This window comes from Streptomyces mangrovi (assembly GCF_900114215.1).
Classification (GTDB): Bacteria; Actinomycetota; Actinomycetes; order Streptomycetales; family Streptomycetaceae; genus Streptomyces; species Streptomyces barkulensis.
In genome coordinates, this window is the sequence record NZ_FOSG01000017.1 from 70,660 (window position 1) to 95,554 (window position 24,895).

Sequence of the window (24,895 nt, forward strand, 5' to 3'; positions counted from 1 at the left end):
CTCGGGTGCGGTGTGGGAGGAAGGGGCCGCCGGAGGCCGGCCGGTGAAGGCCGGCCTCCGGCGGCTTCCGGAAAGCTCGGGCGCTTCCGGTCGGTCAGGCACCGACCGTGTCGGCCCTGCTCGCGTGGAAGGGGGACCAGTACCACTGCCGCCAGTAGCTCTCGGCGATGTCCAGCCACTCCTCGAGTCGCTCCGCGCTGTCGAGGAAGCGGTTGGCGCTGACCACGAGCCAGCTGTAGACGGCCTGGCTGTCCCGGCAGCCGTTGCAGTCGCCCGAGGTGCAGCAGAACTGGAGCGACTCGTAGTCGGCGCCCCAGGCGTTGAAGCCCGGGATGACCGGGTTGCCGTTGGTCACCCGCTCGGCGTGGTCCGGGTGGTCCACGCTGAGGCTGGGGCAGACGTCGTAGCCGAACCGCCCGCCCCAGTGGGTGGTGCCGGTGATCAGCGTCCGGATGAAGTAGGGGTGGCTGACGACGGTCTCCGGGTAGAGCTCCTTGACCCGGAGGGCCTCGTCGAGGACGCGCTTCTCGTTCTCGATCCGGATCGGGTTGTCCGAGCCGTGCTCGCTGTAGAAGTTGAAGGTGACGATGTTGCCGTTGTCGGCGATCTTCCGGACCGTGGGCTCGATGTGGTCCAGGCCGGACTCCGAGAGCGCGAAGATGAACATCACCCGCGAGTCGTCCCGGTAGTGGGAGAGCGCCGTGTCGAAGAGGCCGGTGAACTTCGATCCGTTGACGCGGATGGCGCGCAGATCGTCGTCGAGCGGACCGCCGCCGAAGATGCTGACGGCGACGGCGATCCTCTCGAAGCCTTGCAGGGGCATGGGACGCAGGCCGTTGGTGGAGATGGTGATGTAGGGCAGTTCCTCGACGAACACCTCGACGCGCTGCGGGACGAGCGTCGGCTCGCCGCCGATCAGCGTGGCCTGGTTCACCCCGTCCTCGCGCAGTCGGCGGGTGAAGGCGCGGATCTTGGCGAGGTCGCGTTCCTCGCTCACCGCGGAGTCGAAACCGCCCTCGAAGTACCAGCAGCCCTTGCAGCGGATGTTGCACGCGTTGGTGAGATGCACCTCGCAGGAGCGGACGGCGCGTCCCTGGCGGCGCAGTCGGTGCAGCCGCTCGGCCAGGTCGGGCCGGTCCTGGAGGAGGGCCGCGGTGCGTTCCTTGGCCTCTCTGCGGCTCAGCGGGCGCTGCGCGATCGTGACGGGTATTGCCATCTGACGAAGCTCCTCGGTGTAGGGGCGGCTGCCTGTCACTCGGGAACGCGCAGTCCCAGGCGCTCGATCCGGGGGGTGACCTTCGCGCGCCACACATCGCACGCCTCGCCGTTGGTGGTCTTGCGCAGCCCGAAGCGCACGGCGAGCCGGGCCCGTTCCGACCGGGGGCTGCCGAAGATCTTCACGAAGGTCGGCCAGAGCCGGTCCAGAGCCCGCTGCAGTTCGTAGCGGCCCTCCTCGGTCTCCGCGAAGTTGCGGCACACCCGGGCGCCATGGGCGATGTGGATCTTCTCGTCCTGGATGATGGTGCGCACCGCCTCGGCCCAGGGCTTGTAACTGCTGTGAGCGAACTCGGAGATCATCACCATCGCGGTCTCTTCCCCGATGTACGAGAAGATGCCGCGCTCGGCCCATGTGGTGCAGGTGTGCAGCGTCTGGTCGGCGAACAGGGTCCGCTCGGCGAGCGTCTGCTTCTCCATGTAGCCGGTGTCCACGCCGACACCGGCCAGCACCCGCTTGCCGATCTTGTAGTGGTCGTACTCCTCGACCGCGCGCTCGGCGCAGACCTGACGCTCTTCGGCGTTGGGCGCCAGCGGCAGGAAGACCTGTATGTAGTCGTCGCCTCCGGAGAGCTCTCCCTCGGTGTTGACCATCATCTGCCGGAGGCAGATCTCCCGGTACTCCTCCGGCATCGCCAGGAACTCCTCCGGGGTCCGGACGACGACTTCCTCATCCGTCGGAATGGACACACTCATGACCTGTACCTCACTCAGTCGGTTTCGTTTCGGAGAACCAGTGGACGACTAACGGGCCGCGTGGCTGCGCGGGCTCATATCCCTCCAGTGGACGTCGGTGTGCTCGATGCGGGAGATCCGACAGGACAGGCGGAGGACCGCCCTCCGGCCTCACGGGGTAACGGCCGGTTCCGGCCGGTTCCGGCCGGGGCGAACGGTGGTCCGCGTCGTCCGACGGAACCGCGAAGCCGCCGTCGGGGCCGTCGGACGGACCGGTCGTCGCCGGCTCCTTCGCCGTCCGCGTCCGGTACCGAGTCCAGGGGCACCGTCCGTCCGGGCGCCGGTCCCGTCGGGCGTTTGCGCGGGTCAGGGGGCTGCGGGGGTCCGGGAACGTGGGCCGAGGTCTGCCCCGGGTGCGTGGCCGGGAAATCGTTTTCCAGGTGATGTCACTCGAAGGAACCGCTCGGGCGGAAGTTCTGTGTGGCTCTTGGTCATGGCATTCGTTGTGCGGCCGATCGAGCTATGCGTCGCAAAGTGCATACGCGTCTCCTCGAGTGCCGCTCAGGGCAGCACACAGGCAGGGTTTCAGCGAAGGTGACCGAGCGGAATAAAAGCCGGCCGGCGCCATGGGCGGCCGCGATCTCGCGGATCAGTTAAACACGCTTCCGGAGCGCGGGGCAAGACACACCGAACACCACACGGGGCACTTCCCGGAATTAGCAGTTCCATTTCCATCCACAAGCAGGGAGTTCTCGAATCCGCGCCATAAACGAGAAGGGGGAAAACAAGACAGGCGACTTGTCCGCTCACCGGAACCGAATGTCCGGGGTTTGCGCGGAAAAGCTTCGAAAGAGGCCGCGCCGCGAGATTCGGACTCAACCGGCACGGGAGGAGGGGCCGAAATCTTTCCCTCGAAGCACTTCGGGAACATGGCCGGAATCCACTGTGCGGTGCCGACGACAGCCCGTGCGTTCCCGGCAGGAGGCCGGGACTCCGGATTCGCGATCCGCCGGGTTCCCGTCGACGGAATTCCACAGCGGGCCACGGAAAACCGAAAGGACCGCCCCGTCCCGGAACGCGCGTGGCCGATGGTGCGGCTTCGAGCCGCTGACCGTTTGGCCATGGAGATGGAGTGTGGCGGGGGACGTGAAACACGCAGCGATCACCGGCCGCCGGAGGACCACCGGCCTGTCAGCCGAGGTGGTCGCCGGACCCGCCACCGGAGCAGATCCGTTGCGGCACGAACGGCATCAGGCCGGGCCTTCGCCCTCGACGGGGCGGGAAGACGGGGACACCGGCGGCCCCGGGATCCGGGGCCGCCGCCCCGCCGCCGGCTGCACGGACAGGGAGACGCTCACCGCCGACAGGAGCGGACAGGCCGGAGCACCTTCCGTTCCGGCCCGTACAGCAAGACTGAGGAGCCGACGGCCGCGAACACATGAGCGCTGACAGAGCGGACGACGCGCTACGACGCGGAAACGCCCGCGGTCGCGAAGGCCTCGGCCAGCCGCCGAAGCCCCTCACGGATCTCCTCGGGAGAGTGAGTGGTGAACGACAACCGCAGTGACGCCGGGTCCGGTGTGCCCGCGAAGAACGGTGCTCCCGGCACGTAGGCCACGTCGTGTTTGATCACGACGGACAGCAGCTTCGTCGCATCGAGCCCGTCGGGGAGTCTCGCCCAGACGAACATGCCACCGTCGGGGTGGTTCCATCTGCTCCCCGCCGGCATGGCCTCGGGCAGGGAATCGAGCAACGCGTCCCGGCGCTCGCGGTAGGCGGCACGGACGGTGGAGAGGTGCGCGGCGAGGTCGCGGTCGCGAAGATATCGGGCGGCCGCCGCCTGGTCGACGGTGGAGGTGTGCAGATCCGCGGACTGCTTGGCGATCACACAGGCCCGGCGCAGCCGCCCGGGTGCCCGCAGGTAGCCCAGTCGCATTCCCGGCGCCATGATCTTGGAGAAGGTGCCCAGCAGGACCGTACGGTCCGCCGCGGCCGGCGCCGAGGCGATCCAGGGCACTTCCTCGCCGCTGTAACGGAGTTCGCCGTAGGGATCGTCCTCCACAATCCAGAATCCGTGCCGCTGGGCCACCTCGGCGACCGCGCGGCGGCGCTTCGCGGGCAGCGTCCGGCCGGTCGGATTCTGGAACGTCGGAACGATGTACAGCAGCTTCGGGCGCTCGCGGACGGCGATCTCCTCCAGGGCCGCCGGGTCGATCCCCTGGTCGTCGGTCGGTACGGCCACGATCCGTGTGCCCGCGAACGAGAGGGCCTGCAGAGCGGCCAGATAACAGGGATCCTCGACCAGGACCACGTCGCCGGGCTCCACCAGCGTGGTGGTCAGCAATGTGAGCGCCTGCTGCGACCCGTTGGTGACGAGAAGGTCATCGGCCTCGGTCGGAAGGCCCCGCGCGGTCAGCCGGGCCGCGGTGACGGCACGCAACTCGGGGTCGCCCTCGCTGGTGGAGTACTGCAGCGCCCGCTCCGCCTCCTCGGCCAGCACCCGGTCATAGGCGGCCCGGATGCCTTCGGCGTCGAACAGTTCGGGCGCCGGCAGGCCGCCGGCGAACGAGATCACCTCGGGACGCGAGGTGAGAGCCAGGATGTCGCGTACGGGCGATGAGCCGACCGAGTTCGCACGGGCGGCAAGTGGTGGCTCAGCAGACTTCATGTTCGCAGCATAGTCGAGTGCCGTCACAGCTGAAGCGACTTCCCGGCCGACCCGGAATCTCTTCCGCGCAGGGAAATTGACACCTGGTCAACCATGAGAATGGCCAAAACTCACCGGTCCTTTCCCGGTCTCGTGCCGATGCGGCGGAGTGGCGGGCAAGGCCGAATTCAACCCAGTCCGGCGACATGGGCAGGGACATCGCGTGTTCGCGGACCGCGTGGGCCCCACCCGTGATATCCGGGGCTGTCCGGCGGCGCGCACAGGCGGCCGTACTCCATGCCCCGGCAGGCCGGGAAACGCGCCGGTGCGCGGACGTGGTGGTGGTTCCGGCGCGGCCGGCCCTTCGCGCCCGGCCGTCCCGCACCGGTCGAGCCCGGACACGGGACGCCGTCTAGAATCGCTCCACGGTGCCCGGCGGCTCGAAGGGAACACGTTTTCCTTGCATACCTACGAAAACCCTGTGATCAGTGGGTTCCACCCCGATCCGAGCGTGTGCCGGGTCGGTGACGACTACTACCTGGTGTGCTCCAGCTTCGAGTACTTCCCCGGACTGCCGCTCTTCCACAGCAGGGACCTCGTGCACTGGGAGCACATCGGCAACGTGCTCGACCGGCCCGGGCAACTGCCGCTGCCCCTGCCCGGCTCCAAGGCGTCCGGCGGCCTCTACGCCCCCACGATCCGCCACCACGACGGCCGTTACTGGGTCGTCAACACCAACATCGACGGCGGCGGCAACTTCGTCGTCTCGGCCGAGCGGCCCGAAGGGCCGTGGAGCGACCCGGTGTGGATCGACCTGCCCGGGATCGACCCCGACCTGGCGTGGGAGGAGGACGGCACCTGCTGGTGCGCCTTCTCCGGGTCCGAGGGCGGCATCAACATGGCCAGGATCGACCCGGTCGGGGGCGAGGTGCTGGAGGGGCCCTTCGCCACATGGTCGGGCAGCGGCCTCAAGTACCCCGAGGCGCCGCACCTCTACCGCATCGGCGACTGGTGGTACCTGCTGATCGCGGAGGGCGGCACGGAACGCGGTCACAGCGTCTCCATCGCCCGCGGCCGCTCGCCGCGCGGCCCCTGGGAGGGCGCACCCGCCAATCCTCTGCTGTCCCACAGCGGTACCTCCCGCTCCATCCAGAACACCGGCCACGCCGACCTGGTGGAGGCTCCCGACGGCAGCTGGTGGATGGTGCTGCTCGGCGTCCGCCCCCGTGGCTTCACGCCCGACGTGCACGTGCTCGGCCGTGAGACGTTCTTGACCCCTGTGGAGTGGGGTGAGGACGGCTGGCCCGTCGTCGCGCCCGTCCCCGAGAGCCACACGGCCCCGGGCGGCGCCTGGCATCCGGTTCCGGCCCCGCCCGCCCGTGACGACTTCGACAGTGCCGCTCTCGCGCCGCACTGGATCTCGCCGTTCGCCCGCCCGGAGGGTTCCTGGTCGCTCACCGAGCGCCCAGGCCGGCTGGTCCTCCACGCCACCGGCCCCACCCTCGACCGTCCCGGGTACACCTTCGTCGGCCGCCGTCAGCAGCACCACGACTGCCGTGTCACCGCCGCGATCGACCCGGGTGCGGGACGCGGCGGCCTCTGCGTGCGCCTGGACGAGGCCCACCACTACGAACTGGAGGTCGAAAACGGGCAGGCCCGCGTCGTCGCCCGGATCGGCCCGCTGCGCCAGACCGTGGCCGGCCGACCGGTCCCGGCCGGACAGCTGACCCTCGCCGTGACGGTCCGGACGTCCGGCCTCGTGCCCGCGTCGCCCGAACTCACCGACGGCGGGACCACGGGCCCCGACACCCTCGCCTTCTGGCTCGGGGATCCCGGCACCCCCGGGGCCCGGCCGCTCGCCGAACTGGACGGGCGCTATCTGTCCACCGAGGTCGCCTGTGGCTTCACCGGCCGTGTGATCGGCATGTACGCCACCAAGGGCGCGGTCGCCTTCGACTGGTTCGAGTACACCCCGGCCTCGGCGCCCTCCGCGTAACGCTCGGCCCGCGGCCGCGTACGACGCCTGCGGTCCCGTGCGGGTGCCGGACGCGGCCTGCCGCGAGGCCGCGCCCCGAGGGTCGGCGGCCGGTGGTGCCGGACCGGGAGGCGCCGGCCGCGGCACCGGCCCGGCGTCCTGGACGGCTTCTCCGCCGGTTAATCTGTCCCCCATGCCACCTCGACCCGCCGGATCGCGCCCCACCCTGTCCTTGGTGGCCAAAACAGCCGGTACGAGCGTGCCCACCGTGTCCAAGGTGCTGCGAGGCGGAACCGATGTCTCGGCCGAGACGCGTGTGAAGGTCATGGAAGCCGTGCAGGCCGTCGGCTACACCCGCCGGGCCGGGGCCAAGAGCGAAGGTGCGCGGGACGAGAGCGGCTTGTCCAACGTGCTCGATCTCGTGGTCACCCACTTCGAGGGGTCATGGGCGAACCTGCTGATAGCCGGGGTCGGGCGGGAGGCGGCCGCAGCGGGGCTCGATGTCGTGCTGACGCTCGCCGAGCCGCACGGCGACTGGGTGTCGCGGGTCCTGAGAAGGCGCACCATCGGCACGATCGGGACGCTGGTCGACCCCACCTCGCGGGAGTTCAACGCGCTCAGTGCCGCAGGCGTCCCCGTGGTGCTGATCGATCCGATGAGCACACCGCCGTCAGGGACGGCGAGCGTCGGCGTGGCGAACTGGGACGGCGGCCGCATGGCCGCCGAGCACCTTCTGTCCCTCGGTCACGAGCGGATGGGGGTCGTCGCCGGCCACGCCCGCCATCTGTTCAGCCGGGCGCGCGTCGACGGTTTCCGCGCGGCGGCCGACACGGCGACCGGCGGCAGCGCCACGGTGTCCGTGGCCTATGGCGGATGGAACCGCGCCAAGGCCAAGGCCGCCACCCACACCCTGCTCGACGGCGACCCGGGGATCACGGGGCTCTTCGCCTGCGCGGACTCCATGGCACTGGGCATCTACGACGCACTGGACGCCCGGGGCCTGCGGATTCCCCAGGACATCAGTGTCATCGGCTTCGACGACCTGCCCGAGGCGCAGTACATCACCCCCGGGCTGACGACCGTCAGACAGCCCAGCACCGAGCTGGGCGCCGCGGCGGTCAGGCTCCTGATCGAGCTCTCCCGCGGCGAAGAGGGCGGCGCCCGGTCCCCCGCCCGTATGGAGCTGGCCACCGAGCTGGTCGTCCGTGCCTCCACCGGACCGGCCCCGGCGACCTCGGCGCGACGCCGATGACGCGGCCGGGGGCGTCCCGGCCGGTCTCATCGCGGCGCTGTCGTCACGACCTGCAGGACGAGGCGGCTCGGACGGGCGGCGCCATGGCGGATCGTGTATTCCGCCACGGTGGGCGCCTCCGTCGCCCCGGCCGGCTCGAAGACGTTGCGTCCGACGTCCCAGCGGGGTGACGAACTCGGTGCGATGTCGACCCGCACCCGGTGGCCCGGCAGGAACGTGTGCGCCGTCGACCAGAGGTCCACGACGAACTCCTGCTCCCGGTCCGGCTCGACCGGTCGCCGCTCGCCCAGGCCCGTGATCGGGTCGACCAGCCGCGCCGACCCCCGCTGCACACCGTCGGCGATGACGAGGCTGCTGCCGTCCGGGTGTTCGTCGCACAGCCGCACGACCACGTCCGCGTCCGTTCCCGTGGTCGCGAGATGGACGACGGCGCGGACCGCGCCCATCACCGTGAGTTCCTCGGCGAGCGGCACGGTGCGCCACGAGACCACGTCCTGCCGCGCCTCGATCGCCCTCTGGTCGGCAGGCCCGGCCTCGAACGGCGCGAAGAGGAGTACCGCACCGCCGCACGTCGGCACCGGGGATGCCGGATCGCTGGTCAGCCTCCGTTCGCCGCTCCCGGTCGGCTCGGCCGCGAGTGATCCCCCGGCGCTCAGGTACAGCTCGAGCGTCCGTGTGTCGCGCGGGGGGAACTCGTCCAGGTCGATCCACCGGTTCGAGCCCATCAGGAACACACGCACCGGCGGCGTGTCCGCCTCGCCCGCGCGCAGGACGGCGTCGAACCACCGCACGTGCCGCGCGGTGAGGTCTGCGCCGCCGCCGAGATCGTCGGCGGACGCGTCCGGCCCGAAATCCGCACCGGCTGTCCGGCCCGACATGTCGTCATGCGACCAGGGGCCGACCAGAAGGCGAGGCGCCGGACCACCGGCGTCCTTCGCGCGGCGCAGCAGACGCCGGTAGATCTCCAGCGTCGGCCCGAGGAAGACGTCGAACCACCCGCCTGTCAGGAAGACCGGGATGTCGATCGCGCCGATCCGGTCGACGATCTTCCCGGCGCGGTGCCGCGCCGACCCCAGTGGCTCCCGCAACCGGTCCAGACCCCACACGACGATCGCCTCGGCGTCCGGGCCGGCATGCGCGGCGCCGGCCCGGAACGCCTCCCCGGATCCGATCGCACGCTCGGTCGCCTCCCACCGCCTGCGCTCGGCCTCCCGTTCGCGGGCGGAGCCGATGCGCGTGATCAGGTCCGGGGCGATCGCGTAGTGCGTCCACGCGAGGGTGCTGCCGATCTCCGGCACACCGCCGCGGAACCGGAAACCGTCGAGCGCCGACATCGCCGGCGTCATGGCGGGAGCGATCGCCCGCAGAGCCGGAGCGCCTCCCAGAAGAGCGCTGAACTGGGTGTCCGAGGCGTAGGACGCGCCCCACATCCCGACGGTGCCGGTGCATTCGGGAAGCGCCGCGAGCCAGGCCACGGCGTCGGCGCCGTCGGCCACCTCCTGCGCGCAGGGGTCGAAGACCCCTGCGGAGCCGAAGCGCCCCCGCACGTCCTGGAGCGCGACGAGGTATCCGGCGGCGACCAGGCGCCGGACGTCGAGTATCCCGTCGTGTTCGTCACGGGTCGCGTCATAGGGGTGGCGGGTCAGCAGGGCCGGCCACGGCCCCCTCCCGTGCGGAAGCAGCAGGACGGTCCGAAGCCGCGTTCCATCGCGCAACGCACAGGTCGTCTCGCGGCGTTCGGCTATCGGGTCCGGCTCCTGACCGGGTCCGGTGCCGTCGCTCATCGCAGGGCGACCGCCGTCCACGACACCGGCGGCAGCTCGATGGTGAGCAGGCCGTCGGCGAGTGCCGCGCTCGGGTTCACGGCCGGGGTCACCCGGCGCTGCTCGGCGAGCGTGTTCTTCGCGTACACATCGGAGTCGGCGAGCGTGACCGCCTCGGCGACGCGCGAGGAGCCGAGGCCGCGTACATCGATCGTGACCTGCGCGGCCTCGGCCAGGTCGCGGTTGACGAGGAAGACCGCGGCCCGGTCCTCGTCCACGGTCGCGACGGCGTCGATGACGGACGCCTCGCCGTGGCGCGCGGTTTCGTACGTCGGCGCCTCGATCACGGGCCGGATCACCTCGCCGGAAGCGAGCCGGCTCGTGATCGAGAACGGGTGGAAGGTCGTCTGCCGCCAGGCCGGGCCGCCGGGCTCGGTCATGATCGGAGCGATCACGTTGACGAGCTGCGCGAGCGAGGCCGAGGTGACGCGGTCGCTGCGTTTGAGGAGCGTCATCAGCAGGTTGCCGACGACGACGGCGTCCGCCACCGTGTACTTGTCCTCGAGCTGCCGGGGGGCGTGGCGCCACTCGTCACCGACCTCCTCGGACTCCTGGTGCTCCTTGAGATACCAGACGTTCCACTCGTCGAAGGAGACGTTGATCTTCTTGCCCGAGCGTTTCTTGTGCCCCACGTGGTCGGCGGTGGCGACGACGGTGTCGATGAAGTAGTCCATGTCGATGGCCGAGGCGAGGAAGGAGCCGAGGTCGCCGTCGTGTTCCTGGTAGTACGCGTGGCACGAGACGTAGTCGACGTGGTCGTAGGCGTGCTCGAGCACCGTGCGCTCCCAGTCGCCGAAGGTCGGCATGCCGGACCCGGAGGAGCCGCAGACCACGAGTTCGAGGTCCTTGTCGGCCGTCTTCATCGCGGCGGCGGTGCGGGCGGCGATCTTGCCGTAGTCGTCCGCCGTCATGAACCCGGTCTGCCAGGGCCCGTCCATCTCGTTGCCCAGGCACCACATGCGTACGTTGTGCGGCTCCGGTGTGCCGTTGGCGATGCGCAGGTCCGACCACGCCGTACCGGACGGGTGGTTGGCGTACTCGAGCAGGTCCAGGGCGGGCAGGATGCCTCGTGTGGCGACGTTGACCGCCAGCATCAGCTCGGAGCCGGTTAGCTTGAGCCATCTGGCGAACTCGTCGAGGCCGATCTGGTTCGATTCGAGCGAGTGCCAGGCGAGGTCGCGGCGCACCGGGCGCTTCTCGCGCGGGCCGACCGAGTCCTCCCAGCGGAACCCGGAGACGAAGTTGCCGCCCGGGTAGCGGACGGTCGTGCAGCCGAGTTCTCTGACGAGTTCGACGACGTCCATGCGGAACCCTTCGTCGTTCGCGCTCGGGTGTTCCGGCTCGTAGAGCCCGGTGTACACGCAGCGGCCGAGGTGCTCGACGAACGAGCCGAAGGTGCGGCGTCGGACGGGGGCGATGACGGCCTGTCGGTCGAGCTCGATGCGGGCGCGGGGCAATTCGGCGGTCCTTTCCGGGGGATGGCACGGGGTGGGTCGTGGGCTGAGCGATGCCGTCGGTCAGCGGCCCGCCCCCGCCGCGGACACGGCAGGGGCAGGCACGGGACGCTCCGGCTCAAAGACGCCGGTGCCGGTTTCAGCCCTTCACGGCGCCGGTGAGACCGCCGACGATCCGCTTCTCGAAGACCGAGAAGAAGACCAGTGCGGGCAGCATGGCGAGTGAGGTGAACGCGAGGACCTTCGCGGTGTCCGTGGAGTACTGCGAGGAGAACACCTGGACTCCGAGCGGCAGGGTGTAGTTCGCCTGCGAGTTGAGGATGTACAGGGGCAGGATGTAGTTGTTCCAGCTGCCGACGAACCCGAGGATGCCGACGGTGACCACGCCGGGCAGCGACAGCGGAACCACCATGCGGAAGAAGAATCCGAGCCGGCTCATACCGTCGATCGCGGCGGCCTCCTCGATCTCGTTCGGAATGGCTCGCAGGAACGGCACCAGGATGATGACGGTCACCGGCAGGCCGAAGGCGATCTGCGGGATGATCACGCCGAGCAGGTTGTCGACGAGGCCGAGGTCCTTGATGACGAGGTACAGCGGGGTGATCGCGACGACCATCGGGAACATCAGGCCCGCGGCGAACAGGGAGTACATCGCGCCCTTGAACCTGAAGTCGTAGCGTGCGATCACGAAGCTCACCATCAGGCCGAGGACGACGATACCGACGGTGCTCGCGACCGCGACGACGAGGGAGTTGGCGAACTCGCCCCAGAACATCGTCGACTTCAGGACATCGAGGTAGTTGCCGACCACCCAGGGACTGGGCAGGGCGGCCGGTTCCGTGGTGATCTGCGAGTTGGTACGGAATCCGCCGAGCACGATGAAGAGCACCGGTGCGACGCAGACGCCGACGAAGAGCAGCGCGACGAAGTAGGTGATGGGGCTCCCCCACTTCTGCGGCCTGTCACGGTTGCCGCGGCGGCCGGCGGACGGCTTCGGTTCCGTCGTGGAGGACATCCGGGAGGTGGCGGTCGTCGCACTCATCACACGGTCCCTTCGGTGACGGCGCCCTTGAGGTCGCGGCGCAGGACGAAGCGCTGGTAGAGCAGCGCGACGCCGAGCGAGATCAGGAACATCACGACCGCGACGGCGCTGCCGTAGCCGTAGTTGCCCGCGTTGCGGCCCTGGGCGAGCATGTAGATCGCCATGGTCGAGGTGCCCGCGGTGCCCGAGACGTACTGACCCCAGATGATGTAGACGAGGTCGAACAACTGCAGCGAGCCGATGATCGACAGGAACGCCCAGATACGGATCGTCGGTCCCAGCAGCGGCAGTGTGATGCGGCGCTGGATCTGCCAGTAGGAGGCGCCGTCGATCTGCGCGGCCTCGAAGAGTTCGTCGGGGATCGACTGCAGGCCGGCGAGCATCAGGATCACCGCGAAGCCGATGTACTTCCACGTGATGATGACCATCAGCGTCCAGATGGCCAGGTCCGGGTCGGCGATCCAGTCGGTCTCCAGGGAGCCCAGGCCGATGCTGCGCAGCAGGTCGTTGACGGCTCCGTTGCTCTGGAGCATCAGACTCCAGCCGGTGCCGACGATGACCTCGGAGATGATGTAGGGCACGAAGATCAGGACGCGGATGGTCGAGCGGCCGCGGATCCTCTGGTTGAGCAGCAGTGCGAGGACGATCGCCAGCGGGCCCTGGATGACCAGTGAGAGCACCAGGATCAGGCCGTTGTGCCACAGGACGTCGTGGAAGGCGGGGTCGGTGAGGATCAGCTTGTAGTTGTTCAGGCCGACCCAGTCGGTGGGGTCCCCGTAGCCCTTCCACCGGTAGAAGCCGTAGTACGCGGCGAGCGCGACCGGGAAGATCACGAACGCCAGGAACGTGATGATCGCCGGTGCGGACAGGACCGCGATCTCCAGTCGCATCCTGGCACGGCCCCGGCGGTGCGCAGCCGCTCGCGGCGGAGCCGGGGGCGCGGACACGGCCGCGTCCCCGGCTCGGGGCGTGCCCTGCGACTGGCGGCCGTCGGCCGTGTCAGTGCCCAGGGTGTCGCTCATGTCTGCTTACTCAGCCCTTCTCGGCGGCGGCTTTGACGTCCTTGACGATGTCGGCGGCGGAGCCCTCGCCGGCCATCAGGTTCACGACGGCGATGTTCATGGCGTTGCCGACGTTCTGGCCGTAGACGGTGTCGAGGAACTGCATCGAGTAGGCGGCCTTGTTGAAGGCCTGCAGCGCCGAGATGTTGTAGGGCTCGGTGACGACCCCCTGGGCATCCTTGTTCACCGGGATCGTGTCGAAGGCCTCGGCATAGGCCTCCTGCTGGTCCTTGGTCACGACGAACCGGAGGAAGTCGAGGGCTTCCTCGGGGGCGTTCTTGGACAGCGAGTACCCGCCGGCGCCGCCCATGATGGCGGTCGGGTCGCCCTGGCCGCCGGGCACGGCGGGGAAGGGGAACCAGCCCAGATCGGGGAGGGGCTTCTTGTCCGGGGTCAGGTCGGCGATCACACCGGGGTTCCAGTTGCCCATGAGTTCCATGGCCGCCTTGTGGTTGGCGAGCATGCCCGCCGACGAACCGGCGCCCTGCTGCGACGAGGCGGTCAGGAAGCCCTTCTGGAAGGGGTCGGCCTCCAGGAGCGACTCCAGGTCCTCGCCGGCCTTGGTCCAGCACGGGTCGTCGAATGCGAGCGACTTGGCGGCCTCCTGCATGGCCTCCTGGCTGCACTCGCGCAGGGCGAAGTTGTAGTACCAGTGCGCGGCCGGCCAGGCGTCCTTGGCGCCGACCGCGATCGGCGCGACGTCGATCGCCTTCAGCTTCGCGACGGCGTCCTTGAGTTCGTCCATCGTCGTCGGCGGCGAGGTGATGCCGGCCTTCTTGAACAGGTCCTTGCTGTAGTAGATGCCCTCGGGCTGCGTGTCGAGCGGCATCGCGTAGACCTTGCCGTCGATCGAGACGCCCTCGAGAGCCGCGTCGCCCACGTTGGCCCTGTCGGTGTCGGTCAGGTCCAGCGCCTGGATCTGGCCGGCGTCGACCATGGCCTGCATCTTGCCGCCGCCGCGCTGCAGGAAGATGTCGGGCGCGGAGTTGGAGTTGAGCGCGTTCTGCAGCTTGCCGTCGAGGTCCTCGTTCTGGACCGACTGGATCTTGATCGTGACGTCCGGGTGCAGCGAGTGGTACTCCTTCGCGGCGCTCTTCCAGTACTCCGCGCCGCGCCCTTCCATCGCGTTCGTCCAGAGGGTCACCATGCCCTGGCCATCGGACGAACCGTCGCTGCCGCCGGCGCAGCCGGTGGCGGCGAGTGCGATGCCCAAGCCGATCGCGGCAGCCGTCATGCTGCGGGTTTTCCTCATCACCGTGGAACTCCCTGATCTGTCGTCAGTGATCCAACTACTGTCAATTTGCGCAAACTAATAGGCCGTCCGCGAAGCGGGAGCTAAGGTGTACAGTCAGAAACAAGCGAGAAGCAACCAATAGTTTTCGCAAGTTGCCCAATCGTTACCGACGCAGCCACCGTCGTGGGCGGTCACGAACGGGCGGGGTGACGATCGGGGACGGACTCGGTCGCACCCGGCCGGGCCCCGGCTTCCGGGCCTCGACCTGGAAGGTCGGCTTTCATCCCGAACACCTCCGGCGAGCCCCACCCCGCACCGCATCGCACCACCCACCCCGCACCGCACCGCATCGCAGCAAAGGAACCCCCACCATGCGGATCGCTGTTCCCCGGCAGCCGACAGCCCGGCTCTCCGGCGCCTGGCGCCACTGCGTCGGCACAGGCCGGCTCGACCTCGCGCTGCGGCGCGACTATCAGGACTCCCTCGGCCTCGTCCAGCGGGAGATCGGTTTCCGGTACATCCGGGGACACGGCCTGCTCAGCGACGGGATGGGCGTCCACCGCCCCTACGACTGGGCCGGCGAGCGGCACGTGCGCCACGCCTTCATGTACGTCGACCAGGTGGTGGACGCCTACCTGGGAATGGGTATCGCGCCCTTCCTCGAGCTCGGCTTCATGCCGTCCGGGCTCGCCTCCGGCGACGACACCGTGTTCTGGTGGAAGGGCAACATCACTCCGCCCCGCGACGAGAAGGAGTGGGCGGACCTCGTCCGCGCCGTCATCGGGCACCTGGTCGACCGCTACGGCATCGACCAGGTGCGCCGATGGCCGATCGAGGTGTGGAACGAGCCCAACCTGGCGGCGTTCTGGTCCGCGGACCAGAACGCCTACCACCGCCTCTACGAGGTGACCTCACTGGCCGTCAAGGAGGTCGACGCCGGACTCCAGGTGGGCGGCCCCTCGCTGGCGCCGGGTTACGAGGACGAGTGGATCCAGCGCTTCGCCGAGTTCGTCGAGGCCCGCGACCTGCCGATCGACTTCGTGAGCCGCCACGCCTACACCTCCGGCCCCGTCCAGCCCGTGCCGTTCGGCGCCCACCAGACGCTCATGCCGGCGTCGGCGCTGCTGGAGCAGTTCGGCGCCCCGCGGCGGCAGCTGGCGGGCACCGAACTCGCCGGTCTGCCGGTCCACATCACCGAGTTCAACTCCTCGTACCGGCCGGACAACCCGGTCCACGACACCGCGTTCCACGCGGCGTACCTCGCGCCGGTTCTGGTGAACGGGGGCGACATCGCCGACTCCTTCTCGTACTGGACGTTCAGCGACGTGTTCGAGGAGGTGGGCATCCCCACCGCGCCGTTCCACGGCGGCTTCGGGCTGCTGACACACCGGCAGATCAGAAAACCCACCTACCACCTGTACACGTTCATGGCCGAGATGGGCGAGCAGATCCTCGCCCGGGGCGAGGACCATCTGGTGACCCGGCACGGCGACGGGCGCGTCACCCTACTGGCCTGGGCGCCGGCCGATCCGGCCGGCGGCGAGCCCGCCGACGGCCACACGCTCCGGCTGTCTCTGCCCGTCGGCGCCCCGGAGGCGCGGGGATCCGCCTTCGCACGCCGCCGCTCCGTGAGCGAGGACGCCGGCAACCCCTGGGCCGCCTGGTGCGAGATGGGGCGGCCGCTCGCACCCGGCGACCGCCAACTCGACGCCCTCCACGAGGCCGCCGAGCCCGCTCGCTCGCACCGGAGCGTGCCCGTCGCCGGCGGGCGCGCCGATGTGGACCTCGTCCTGGGCCGCAACGAGGTGACGCTGCTGGATCTCACCCCGGTCGTCGACGAGACGCCGGAGTGGTGGAGCGACAACCGGCTGTTCGGCCTCGGCACCGATGACATCGACGCCTCCGCGGACCGGTCGTAAGTGCCCCGCCGCCCACGGCGGTGGGGCACGCCCATCCGGGCGGAGCCGGTTTTCGGTCCTGGCCCATCGTTTTCCAGACAGGGCAGGATCCGGACCGGCTCCGCCGGGCCGCCGGTGGATAGTCTTGTGAAGGGTGTTCACCCCGCTGTACGGCTGAGCACACCGCTCACGTTCAGAACTTCATGGCATCCCCGCGCCCGGCGACCGGTGGCCGGTGTGCCCGGCTTCTCACAGGTCACTTCCATGGTCACGGTTTCGTTCTCAGGGATCTCGATGGGGGTCACCCAGTGGTAGTCCTGGTTGCGGAAGGTCTCCAGCGCGATCGTGGTGATCTTGCGTTCGCCGAACGTGATCGTCAGCACTCCCTCGTCGCCCTGGAAGTTGGCGACGACGATGTCCGTGACCCGGAAGACGCTGTTCTCCGGTACCGAGTAGGTACCGGCCCTGGTCTCCCCGTCGGGTGTCCGCAGGTCGATGGTCGCCGAACTCTGCCGGCCGGCGCCGCCCGCGACTCCGGCGTCGCCGTCGGCCGCGCCCCCGTCGCCACCGGAACCGGGCGACGCTCCCGTGCCCCGGTCACCGGGGCGGGCTTCCGAACCGCCGCCGGGGCCGGTGCCCGGCCCCTGTCCGCCCTGCTCCCCGGCATGCGTGGGACGCGACTGGACCATCTCGCCGGCCGCTTCCTCGGCGGCACTGCGCACCACCGGACGGACCAGCGCGAACCAGGCGAGCAACAGCGCCAGCAGCGCCGCGAGCACCACGAGCAGCCACTTGGGGAAGACCGGGATCTGGACGAACTCCGCCTCCAGCGGAGCCCGGACGGCGGTCGCGTCCCGTCGCACCGTCTCCCGGTCGCCGGTTTCGCCGGCTTCGGTGGTGTCCACGGTGAACGGCCACACCACCGGGGAGCCGAACCACACCGGCTTGCCCGTACGGACCCGCAGCCCGGCCTCCACCGACTCCCCGGGCTGAAGTTCCGGCTCCGCCGGGCTGAAGGCGAACCCCAGTTCCTCACCCGCCTGGCCGGGGGTGAACCCCACCCGCACGGGGGTGTTGCCCCGGTTGCGCACCTTCAGCCGGTAGCGGCCCCGCAGCCAGCCGTGCCGGCGGCCCGGAGCCAACTCCGTGTGCAGTTCCCGGAACTCCCCGACGTGCACGGTGGTTTCGAGCACCCGCACCGACTCGGGGTGTTCGGCCGGCAGGATCCGCACTCCCAGGGGGGTCTCACCGGCCCGCACCTGCGGGGAGCGCGGCGGCTCCAGACGGATCGTCACCGTCTGCGAGGTGCCGGGATACAGGGAGATCCGCGGGGTGTCCACGGTGGACCAGGCGGCACAGTCCCCGACGACCTCCAGGCTGTACGCCTCGACGATGTCGCCGTCGTTGCGGACCGTCACACTGGTCGTGGCCGTGTCGCCCGGTGCCACCGTCACCGCCGGGATGTCGGGGCCGGCCGCACCGGGGCCGGAAGAGGCTTCGGAAGGTGTCACGCCGCCACGGTAGGACCGTGCCCAAGGGCTCGACGAGGAGCGCGAGGGCAAAACCCGGGCAGTCGTCGTGCCCGGGGACAACAACCGATCTCTCCGCGGGAGGGCGTGGCCCGCGGTGTTCCGTCACCGTGTGCCGGCAGCGCACGGGCGGCCCGTCCCCACGTCGTCCCGCGGACCCAGCACTTACGGAACAGGTGGCTTCCCATGCACTCTCCAGAGAAGAGCAGCCCGGCCATGACCGCCTCCACGCCATATGTGCCCGCCCAGCCCCGGTCCGCGCACCGGCCCTCCCGTCCCGATCTCCCGGGCCGGGTGACCGTGGCCGTCTACGCCGCCGATCCCGTCCTGCGCGTCGGCGTCGTGCAGCAGTTACGCTCGCGCCCCGAGGTGGACCTGCTCGACGGTGCCGACGCGGAGCGGGCCCAGACATCGCTGGTGGTCGTGGACGGCGTCGACGACGACGTGGCCGCCCTGCTGCACCGGCTGCGGCACAACACCGCCACCCGCGCCGGCCTCGTGGTCGGCACTCTGGGGCCCGGCGCGCTGCAACGCGTCATCGAGTGCGGCGTGGCGGCGGTGCTTCGGCGTGCCGATGCCGACCAGGATCGTCTTCTCCACCTGGTCCTGGCGATGGCCAACGGCGAAGGCGTGCTGCCCGGCGACCTGCTCGGCAAGCTGCTCACGCACGTGGGCGGCCTCCAGCGTTCGGCGCTCGATCCGCGGGGTGTGTCCCTGTCCACGCTGACCACGCGTGAGGCGGACATGCTGCGTCTGGTGGCGGAAGGCCTGGACACCGCGGAGATCGCCCGCAAGACCGCGTACTCCGAACGGACCGTCAAGAACGTGCTGCACGAGATCACCACACGGCTGCAGCTGCGCAACCGGGCCCACGCCGTCGGCTACGCGCTGCGCAACGGGCTGATCTGACGGCGGCCGGTACCGCGGCACTGCCCGAAAGCGCACCGCACGCTTCCCCCGGGTACGGCCCCGCCGCCCTGCCGCGCCACACACGGCCGTCGCAGGGTGGCGGGGGCACACCCGGATGCCGCATCGGACTGTGAGGAGGACCGTGGGGACCGCGAGAGGAAGCGCCGGATCCGGCGGGCGGAGGCGCCCGGCCAGGATCGGCACGTCGTTGCTGCTGATGATCCCGCTTCTCACGGTCACGGCGGCCTCCGAGCAGGACCCCGGGCAGGGCGGCGCCGAGGCCCGGCCGCGGTCGGCCGACACCGCGGGCACCCGGGTCGCGTACGCCGGCACCCGGCACCGCAGCCTCGGCCGGGTCGCCACCGATACCTCCAGCACACCGCTGTTCGGCGAGGGCCCGGCCCACTTCGACGTCCAGCCGTCCGCCCTGGGCGACGCGATGGTGTTCGCCAGCCGCCGTGACGAGAAGGCCCCCCAGATCTACCTGCGGTCCGCCGACGGCTCGGTACGCCGTCTCACCGGCGGCCGGGACGCCGCGCACCCCCGGCTGACGCCGGACGGCCGGGCCGTGGTGTTCGACTCGGCCGAACCCGGCGGCCCGGGCGGGCGCAGGCAGCGCGACCTGTGGCTGGTGCGCACCGACGGCACCGGCCTGACGCGGCTCACCGACACGCCCTCGGACGAGGAGCACCCGACGGTCTCCCCGGACGGGCGGCGCCTGGCGTACTCCGGCGACGGCGGTCCGGGGGCCGGCCGGCAGCTCTACGTACGGCCTCTGGCCGGCGGCCCCGCCTCCCGGATCACCGACCCCGCCGACGGCGAGGCCACCGAGCCGGTGTGGAACCCTGCCGGCGACCCCGCCCACCGGGACCTGATCGCGTATACCGCCACAGCCGCCGGGCAGAACGGCCCCCGGCTGCGCGTGACGGACGGGCGCACCGACGGGCCGCTGCTCGAAGGCGCGCAGGCGGGGTGGCGTGCCCACGGGGCGGCGTGGCTGCCCGGCGGGGACGAGGTGCTGTTCCTGAGCCCCGAGATCACCTGTGAGTGCGAAGGTGACTGGGACCATGTGTTCCGGGTGCCCGCGCGCTCCGACCGGGTCCCCTCGCTGGTGCTCAGTGAGGACCGGGAGGTCCTCTCCCCCACCTGGCTCGGCCCCCTCGACGGCGGAGGCGCGGTGGTGGAGCGCACCTCGGCCTCCGGCCCGAACACGGTGACGCTGCAGGACGTCCGGCTGGACGGGGCCGACCCCCGGGACCTGGGGCTGACGGTCCTCAGGGAGGACCCGAGGGCCGACACCGAGACCGACCCCGCCGAGGACCCGCTGTTCCGGCCCGACCCCGGGTACGACCCGTGGACCGAGCGGCAGGACTACACGCCCGACGGCCGCCGGATCGTGGTGACCCGCTTCGAGGGCGACCCCGGCAGCCGCATCCAGCGGATCTGGACGGCGGACGCCGACGGGACCGGCGCGGCGCCCCTGCCGCTCGCGGGGCGTGGCCCGGGGGACTGGGACACCGACCCGACGCTCTCCCCGGACGGCAGGCACCTCGCCTTCACCCGGGCCTCGCCGGGCGGCACCGATCAGGACGCCGGTCCCGGCCGCATCCTGATCGCGGACGCGGCGACCGGCGCGATCCGCGGCGAGATCGTCCCGCCCGGCGGACAGGGCGCAGGCGGCGACGCCCAGCCCGCCTGGTCCCCCGACGGCACCACCCTGGCCTTCACCCGCGACCACGTGATCGACGGGAGGGGCGGCAACAAGCACGTCTGGACCGTGCCCGTGGACGACCTGGACCGGCAGCGCGACCTGAGCGCCGCGATCTGCCCGGGCGACTGCGAGGTCATCGACGACAGCCCGGCGTTCTCACCGGACGGGCGCACCATCGCCTTCAACCGGAAGAACGGCGGAGGCCGGACCGACGAACGCAACGGCATCCTGCTGACCTCCCCGTCGGGCGACGGCTGCCGGGTGCTGCTGCCCGACACCGCCCGCGGCCTTCCCGGCGCCTGCCGCCGGGAGTTGCCGGACACCTCGGCCACCGGCCCGTTCCAGCCGCGTGACGCCGCCTGGACGGCCGACGGCAGGCACCTGGTGTTCAGCTCGCGCGCCGCCCTTCCGGCCAACAGCCCCGAGAAGCTCCGTCTGGTGGAGATCGCCTCCGGCCGCCTCACCCCGCTCACCGCCGGGCTGCCGGGCCGGCAGAAGGAACCCGCCGTGCAGCGGTCCGTGGACCTCGCGGTCCGCGCACCCGGCACCGTGCCCGGGGTAGCCGTGGGCCGTTCCGCCACGGTCCGCGTGGACGTCGTGAACAACGGCCCCGCCGCTTCCCCCGGCACCCGGCTGACCGCCGCGCCGCCGCCCGGCGTGCGGATCACCCGGCTGACCCGGCCCGGGGGCACCTGCGACGCCGCCGCCCTCCAGTGCGACATCGGCGTGGTGCCGCCCGGCACCACCGTCCCGGTGGACGTCACCCTCACCGGGACCGCCCCCGGCGACGCACCGGTCGGCTGGTCGGTCACCGGCGCCGTCCTGGACCCGCGGCCCGCCGACAACGCGGGCCGGACCGTGGTGCCGGTACGCCCGGCCCCGCCCCCGGAACCGCCCACCAGTCCTCCACCCGCCCCTTCACCGCCCGCCGATCCACCGCCCGCCGTGCCTCCGGCGCCGGACGAGCCCGAGGCCGGGCCCGGGGTCCGCGTCACGGCCCAGCCGAACCCCGGCTACGTCGGCGGGCGCGTCGTGGTGACGTACACCGTCCGCAACGGCCGCAACGCCCTGGCGACCGGGCTGCGGCTGCGCATCGGCCTGCCCCGGGGCGTCCCGCACAACGGGCCGCCGCCGGGCTGCGACCGCTCCTGGGTGTGTGCGCTGCCGGACCTGGCCCCGGGTGCGAACACCGTCGTCCGGGTCGTCCTCAGCCCCGACAGGGCACTGACCGGCCGCGTCACCGGCGAGCTCACCACCACCGGGACGGACGCCGACCGGCGCGACAACACCGCCCGGCAGCGGCTGCGCGTCCTGCGGCCGCGCATCGTGGCGGTGCCCGGGATCGGCAAGCCCGGATTCGTCACCTCGGTGCGAGGCAGGGACTTCCCGCCGGGAGTGCCGGTGCGGTTCACCTGGAAGCCGGGCATCACCGCGTCGGCGGCGCCGACCGTGCCGGAGCCGGACGGCACGTTCATCGGCCAGCTGCTCATCCTCGCCAAGGACCGAACCGGGCCGCGCACCATCACCGCCACCGGTCCCGGATTCTCGGCGGTCAAGACCGACTTCCTGGTGGTCAGCGGCAGTGTGCAGCCGCCCGACGAGGTGACCCGCCGGTGATCCACGAGGTCGACGAGGGGCTGCGCCGCCTGCTGGGCGAGTCCGGCCTGGAGGCGTCGGGCGTCGAGGTGGTCTTCGACGCCCCCACCCGGGACTGGGCGGCGCGCCGCACCGGCCCGGCGGTCTGCGTCTTCCTGTACGACATCCGCGAGGACGCCACCCGGCGCGGCAGCGGCGCCGGGGAGGTGTACGACGCGGACGGACACCTCGTGGCGCGGCGCACCCCGCCGCGCTGGTTCGAGCTGACGTACCTGGTCACGGCGTGGGCGAGCCGCCCGCGGGACGAGCACCGGCTGCTCTCGCAGGTGCTCGCCTGCCTGGTGGCCGTCGACACCCTGCCCGCGCGGCTGCTCACCGGCACGCTCGCCGAACTCGGCCTGACCGTGGGCCTGGACACCGCCGGGGCCGGGCTCGACGCGCCGGCCGCCTCGGATGTGTGGTCGGCGCTCGGCGGGGAGCTGAAGGCCTCGCTCGGAGTGCGGGTGAGGGCGCCGCTCGCCGGGGTGAGCCGGGCCGTCGCGCCGCCGGTCACCGAAGGGCTCGCCGTGCGCTCCGCCGTCCGGCACGGGGACGGGGAGTCGGCGGGACGGCGGCTGCGCTACACGGAGGTGGGCGATCCGGGACCGGAGGGCTTCGCCGGTCCGCGCGAGCGGCCGTCCGCTCCTGCCCGGCGCCGCCGGGGGGAGCGCCGGCCGTGACGCACACCACCGAAACCGCCCCGCGGACCGCCGCCGAGGCCGCCGCCGGCGTGGAGTACGTGTGGGCGCGGCTCCGCGCCGTGGAGGAGCGGGTGCGGCACGCGGTGGCATCCCGCCGTGCCACCGACCCCGACCCCGACGACCCCTACCGGGGCCAGTACCTCACCCCCGAGGCCGCGGCCCGCATCCTGGAGGAGCCGGGCGGCCTCGGCCTGCCCGCCCACGAGCCCCGGCACCCGCCGGCCGGTTCCGTCCTCGGCGGCCTCTCCGCGCGGTTCGGACTGTCCCCACTGGACCTGGACCTGCTGCTGATCGCGGTGGCGCCCGATCTGGACGCGCGGTTCGAGCGGCTCTACGGCTATCTCAACGACGACCTGACGCGCCGCCGCCCCACGGTCGGGCTCGCCCTGGAGCTGTGCGGGCTCGCCGGGGCGTCCCCCGCCCGTTTCCGGCTCGCCCCCGGAGCGCCGCTGGTGGAGGGTGGCCTGCTGGAGGTCACCGAGCCGGAACGGCCACCGCTGTCCCGCGTCCTGGCCGTGCCCGACCGGGTCACCGGGCACCTGCTGGAGGACTCCCGGCCCGACGCCCGGCTCGCCGGGGTGCTCGGCGAGGCGTGGGAGGACCCGGCCGCCGAGGCGGCGGAGGTCCGCCGCGCGGCGGCCGCGGCCGGGACCGGGGTCGGCCTGGTCCACCTGCGCGGCCGGGGCGGCGACGCCGGAGGATTGGCCGTCGCCGCCCTGCGCACGGCCGGGCTGCGTCCGCTCGTCCTGGACGCGGCGGCGCTCGCCCGGCACTCCGGCGATGTGCCGGCACTCGCCCGGGTGGCCGCCCTCGAAGCCCGTCTGACCGGTTCCGGTGTCGTGCTCGGCCCGCTGGAGGCACTGCCCGACAAGCCCGGAGAGCGGGCCCGGATGCTGGCGGCGTTGTGCGGCGCCCTGCGGGGGATTTCGCTCCTGACGTACGGCACCACCGGCTGGGACCCGGTGTGGGCGGCCGACACCCCCGTCACCGTGACCGTGCCCGCGCCCTCCCCCGAGCGGCAGGTCGCGCGCTGGCGGCACGCCCTGGAGCGGGCCGCCGGTGACGCCCGTGTGGTCGGCGAGGCCGAGGCGCTCGCCCGGGCGGTCGCCGCCCACCGGCTGGACTCCGGGCAGCTGCGCCGCGCCGCCGACGTGGCGGTGCGCACCGCGTCCCTCACCGGCCGTCCGGTCCACGAGGACGACCTGCGGGCCGCCGTGCGCGCCCAGAACGGCGCGGGACTGGACCGACTCGCCCGCCGGATCGAGCCGACGGTCGGCTGGGACGATCTGGTGCTCCCGCCCGGCACCCACCGCAGGCTGCGCGAACTCGCGCTGCGCGCCCGTCACCGCGAGCAGGTGCTCGGGCAGTGGGGGATGCGGCCCGGCGGCGGCCGGGGGCGCGGGGTGATCGCGCTGTTCGCCGGCGAGTCGGGCACCGGCAAGACCATGTCGGCCGAGGTGGTCGCCGCCGACCTGGGCATGGACCTGTACGTGGTGGACCTGTCCACGGTGGTCGACAAGTACGTCGGGGAGACCGAGAAGAACCTGGAGCGGATCTTCACCGAGGCGTCGGCGGTCAACGCGGTGCTGCTCTTCGACGAGGCCGACGCGATCTTCGGCAAGCGCTCGGAGGTGAAGGACGCCCACGATCGGCACGCCAACATCGAGTCGGCGTATCTGCTGCAACGCATGGAGTCGTTCGACGGGATCGCGGTGCTGACCACCAACCTGCGGGCCAACCTGGACGAGGCGTTCACCCGCCGCCTGGACGTGGTGGCGGACTTCCCCGTGCCCGACGCCGACCAGCGCCTGGCCCTGTGGGATCGGTGCCTGGGCGGGGTGCTGCCCCGGGACGGCGATCTGGACCTAACCTTCTGCGCGGACCGCTTCGAGCTGGCCGGCGGCTCGATCCGGGCCTGCGCGGTGACGGCGGCCTACCTCGCGGCGGAAGCCGGCGGGCCGCTGACCATGCGGCAGGTGGTCACAGCGGTGGCGCAGGAGTACCGCAAGCTCGGACGGCTGGTTCTGGAGGGCGAGTTCGGGCCGTGGCTGGCGGAGGCCGGCGACGCCTGAGG

The 24,895-nt window shown here is 71.6% G+C and carries 16 protein-coding genes; 7 read left to right on the forward strand and 9 right to left on the reverse strand.

The window, feature by feature from the left end; genetic code table 11:
• Window positions 1–94: 94 nt before the first annotated feature.
• The 3 genes from BM237_RS21420 to BM237_RS21430 all read right to left on the reverse strand — a co-directional run bounded on the left by BM237_RS21420 (window position 95) and on the right by BM237_RS21430 (window position 4,618).
• Window positions 95–1,216: a radical SAM protein gene (locus tag BM237_RS21420; RefSeq protein WP_093851357.1), complete on the reverse strand. Its 1,122-nt coding sequence runs from the start codon at window positions 1,214–1,216 to the stop codon at window positions 95–97.
• Between the two features lie 35 nt (window positions 1,217–1,251).
• Window positions 1,252–1,971: a Phenylacetic acid catabolic protein gene (locus BM237_RS21425; protein ID WP_175541093.1), complete on the reverse strand. Its 720-nt coding sequence runs from the start codon at window positions 1,969–1,971 to the stop codon at window positions 1,252–1,254.
• A 1,444-nt stretch (window positions 1,972–3,415) separates the two neighbouring features.
• Window positions 3,416–4,618, reverse strand: coding sequence for an aminotransferase-like domain-containing protein (locus tag BM237_RS21430; RefSeq protein WP_093851404.1), 1,203 nt, complete (start codon window positions 4,616–4,618; stop codon window positions 3,416–3,418).
• Between the two features lie 439 nt (window positions 4,619–5,057).
• On the opposite strand from BM237_RS21430, the gene BM237_RS21435 reads away from it, so the two are divergent.
• A complete protein-coding gene (locus BM237_RS21435; RefSeq protein ID WP_093851358.1) occupies window positions 5,058–6,593 on the forward strand; it encodes a glycoside hydrolase family 43 protein in 1,536 nt (511 codons plus the stop codon).
• Between the two features lie 172 nt (window positions 6,594–6,765).
• Window positions 6,766–7,824 carry a LacI family DNA-binding transcriptional regulator gene (locus BM237_RS21440; RefSeq protein WP_093851359.1) on the forward strand — a complete coding sequence of 353 codons (1,059 nt, stop codon included), beginning with the start codon at window positions 6,766–6,768 and terminating at the stop codon, window positions 7,822–7,824.
• A 26-nt stretch (window positions 7,825–7,850) separates the two neighbouring features.
• Here BM237_RS21440 and BM237_RS21445 read toward each other — a convergent pair whose 3' ends face one another.
• The 5 genes from BM237_RS21445 to BM237_RS21465 all read right to left on the reverse strand — a co-directional run bounded on the left by BM237_RS21445 (window position 7,851) and on the right by BM237_RS21465 (window position 14,438).
• Window positions 7,851–9,608, reverse strand: coding sequence for a CocE/NonD family hydrolase (locus BM237_RS21445; protein WP_093851360.1), 1,758 nt, complete (start codon window positions 9,606–9,608; stop codon window positions 7,851–7,853).
• Window positions 9,605–11,104 carry an arabinosylfuranosidase ArfA gene (arfA, locus tag BM237_RS21450; RefSeq protein ID WP_093851361.1) on the reverse strand — a complete coding sequence of 500 codons (1,500 nt, stop codon included), beginning with the start codon at window positions 11,102–11,104 and terminating at the stop codon, window positions 9,605–9,607. The genes BM237_RS21445 and arfA overlap by 4 nt, the downstream gene beginning before the upstream one ends.
• A 136-nt stretch (window positions 11,105–11,240) precedes the next feature.
• Window positions 11,241–12,143 carry a carbohydrate ABC transporter permease gene (locus tag BM237_RS21455; RefSeq protein ID WP_093851362.1) on the reverse strand — a complete coding sequence of 301 codons (903 nt, stop codon included), beginning with the start codon at window positions 12,141–12,143 and terminating at the stop codon, window positions 11,241–11,243.
• The gene (locus BM237_RS21460; RefSeq protein ID WP_093851363.1) at window positions 12,143–13,165 is read right to left on the reverse strand and encodes a carbohydrate ABC transporter permease; all 1,023 of its coding nucleotides are present in this window, start codon (window positions 13,163–13,165) and stop codon (window positions 12,143–12,145) included. Before BM237_RS21460 ends, BM237_RS21455 begins: the two co-directional genes overlap by 1 nt.
• Window positions 13,166–13,175: 10 nt before the next feature.
• Window positions 13,176–14,438, reverse strand: a complete 1,263-nt coding sequence (locus BM237_RS21465) for an ABC transporter substrate-binding protein (protein ID WP_245793889.1) — start codon at window positions 14,436–14,438, stop codon at window positions 13,176–13,178.
• 371 nt (window positions 14,439–14,809) lie between these two features.
• On the opposite strand from BM237_RS21465, the gene BM237_RS21470 reads away from it, so the two are divergent.
• A complete protein-coding gene (locus BM237_RS21470) occupies window positions 14,810–16,357 on the forward strand; it encodes a GH39 family glycosyl hydrolase (RefSeq protein ID WP_093851365.1) in 1,548 nt (515 codons plus the stop codon).
• A gap of 137 nt (window positions 16,358–16,494) precedes the next feature.
• Here the strand turns inward: BM237_RS21470 and BM237_RS21475 are convergent, their stop codons facing one another.
• On the reverse strand, window positions 16,495–17,847 hold the full coding sequence (locus BM237_RS21475) for a COG1470 family protein (protein WP_093851366.1): 1,353 nt from the start codon (window positions 17,845–17,847) through the stop codon (window positions 16,495–16,497).
• A gap of 204 nt (window positions 17,848–18,051) precedes the next feature.
• Here BM237_RS21475 and BM237_RS21480 point away from each other — a divergent pair, with 204 nt between their 5' ends.
• From BM237_RS21480 to BM237_RS21495, 4 genes are all read left to right on the forward strand, one after another.
• Window positions 18,052–18,774 (forward strand): helix-turn-helix transcriptional regulator, encoded by a 723-nt coding sequence (locus BM237_RS21480; RefSeq protein WP_245793891.1) that lies wholly within the window; start codon window positions 18,052–18,054, stop codon window positions 18,772–18,774.
• Window positions 18,775–18,991: 217 nt separating this feature from the next.
• Complete coding sequence (locus BM237_RS21485; RefSeq protein ID WP_425443728.1) at window positions 18,992–22,102, forward strand: hypothetical protein; 3,111 nt, start codon at window positions 18,992–18,994, stop codon at window positions 22,100–22,102.
• Window positions 22,099–22,800, forward strand: a complete 702-nt coding sequence (locus tag BM237_RS21490; RefSeq protein ID WP_093851369.1) for a Pvc16 family protein — start codon at window positions 22,099–22,101, stop codon at window positions 22,798–22,800. The genes BM237_RS21485 and BM237_RS21490 overlap by 4 nt, the downstream gene beginning before the upstream one ends.
• Entirely contained in the window at window positions 22,797–24,893 is a 2,097-nt protein-coding gene (locus BM237_RS21495; RefSeq protein WP_093851370.1) for an ATP-binding protein, read from the forward strand. The genes BM237_RS21490 and BM237_RS21495 overlap by 4 nt, the downstream gene beginning before the upstream one ends.
• Window positions 24,894–24,895: the final 2 nt, after the last annotated feature.

Bases quoted from the DNA above. Each gene is read 5' to 3' on its own strand.
- BM237_RS21480 (WP_245793891.1), top strand. From the start codon at position 18,052: ATGCACTCTCCAGAGAAGAGCAGCCCGGCCATGACCGCCTCCACGCCA.
- BM237_RS21420 (WP_093851357.1), bottom strand. From the start codon at position 1,216: ATGGCAATACCCGTCACGATCGCGCAGCGCCCGCTGAGCCGCAGAGAG.
- BM237_RS21485 (WP_425443728.1), top strand. From the start codon at position 18,992: ATGATCCCGCTTCTCACGGTCACGGCGGCCTCCGAGCAGGACCCCGGG.
- BM237_RS21445 (WP_093851360.1), bottom strand. From the start codon at position 9,608: ATGAGCGACGGCACCGGACCCGGTCAGGAGCCGGACCCGATAGCCGAA.
- BM237_RS21460 (WP_093851363.1), bottom strand. From the start codon at position 13,165: ATGAGCGACACCCTGGGCACTGACACGGCCGACGGCCGCCAGTCGCAG.
- BM237_RS21465 (WP_245793889.1), bottom strand. From the start codon at position 14,438: ATGACGGCTGCCGCGATCGGCTTGGGCATCGCACTCGCCGCCACCGGC.
- BM237_RS21425 (WP_175541093.1), bottom strand. From the start codon at position 1,971: ATGAGTGTGTCCATTCCGACGGATGAGGAAGTCGTCGTCCGGACCCCG.
- BM237_RS21455 (WP_093851362.1), bottom strand. From the start codon at position 12,143: ATGAGTGCGACGACCGCCACCTCCCGGATGTCCTCCACGACGGAACCG.
- BM237_RS21470 (WP_093851365.1), top strand. From the start codon at position 14,810: ATGCGGATCGCTGTTCCCCGGCAGCCGACAGCCCGGCTCTCCGGCGCC.
- BM237_RS21440 (WP_093851359.1), top strand. From the start codon at position 6,766: ATGCCACCTCGACCCGCCGGATCGCGCCCCACCCTGTCCTTGGTGGCC.
- BM237_RS21430 (WP_093851404.1), bottom strand. From the start codon at position 4,618: ATGAAGTCTGCTGAGCCACCACTTGCCGCCCGTGCGAACTCGGTCGGC.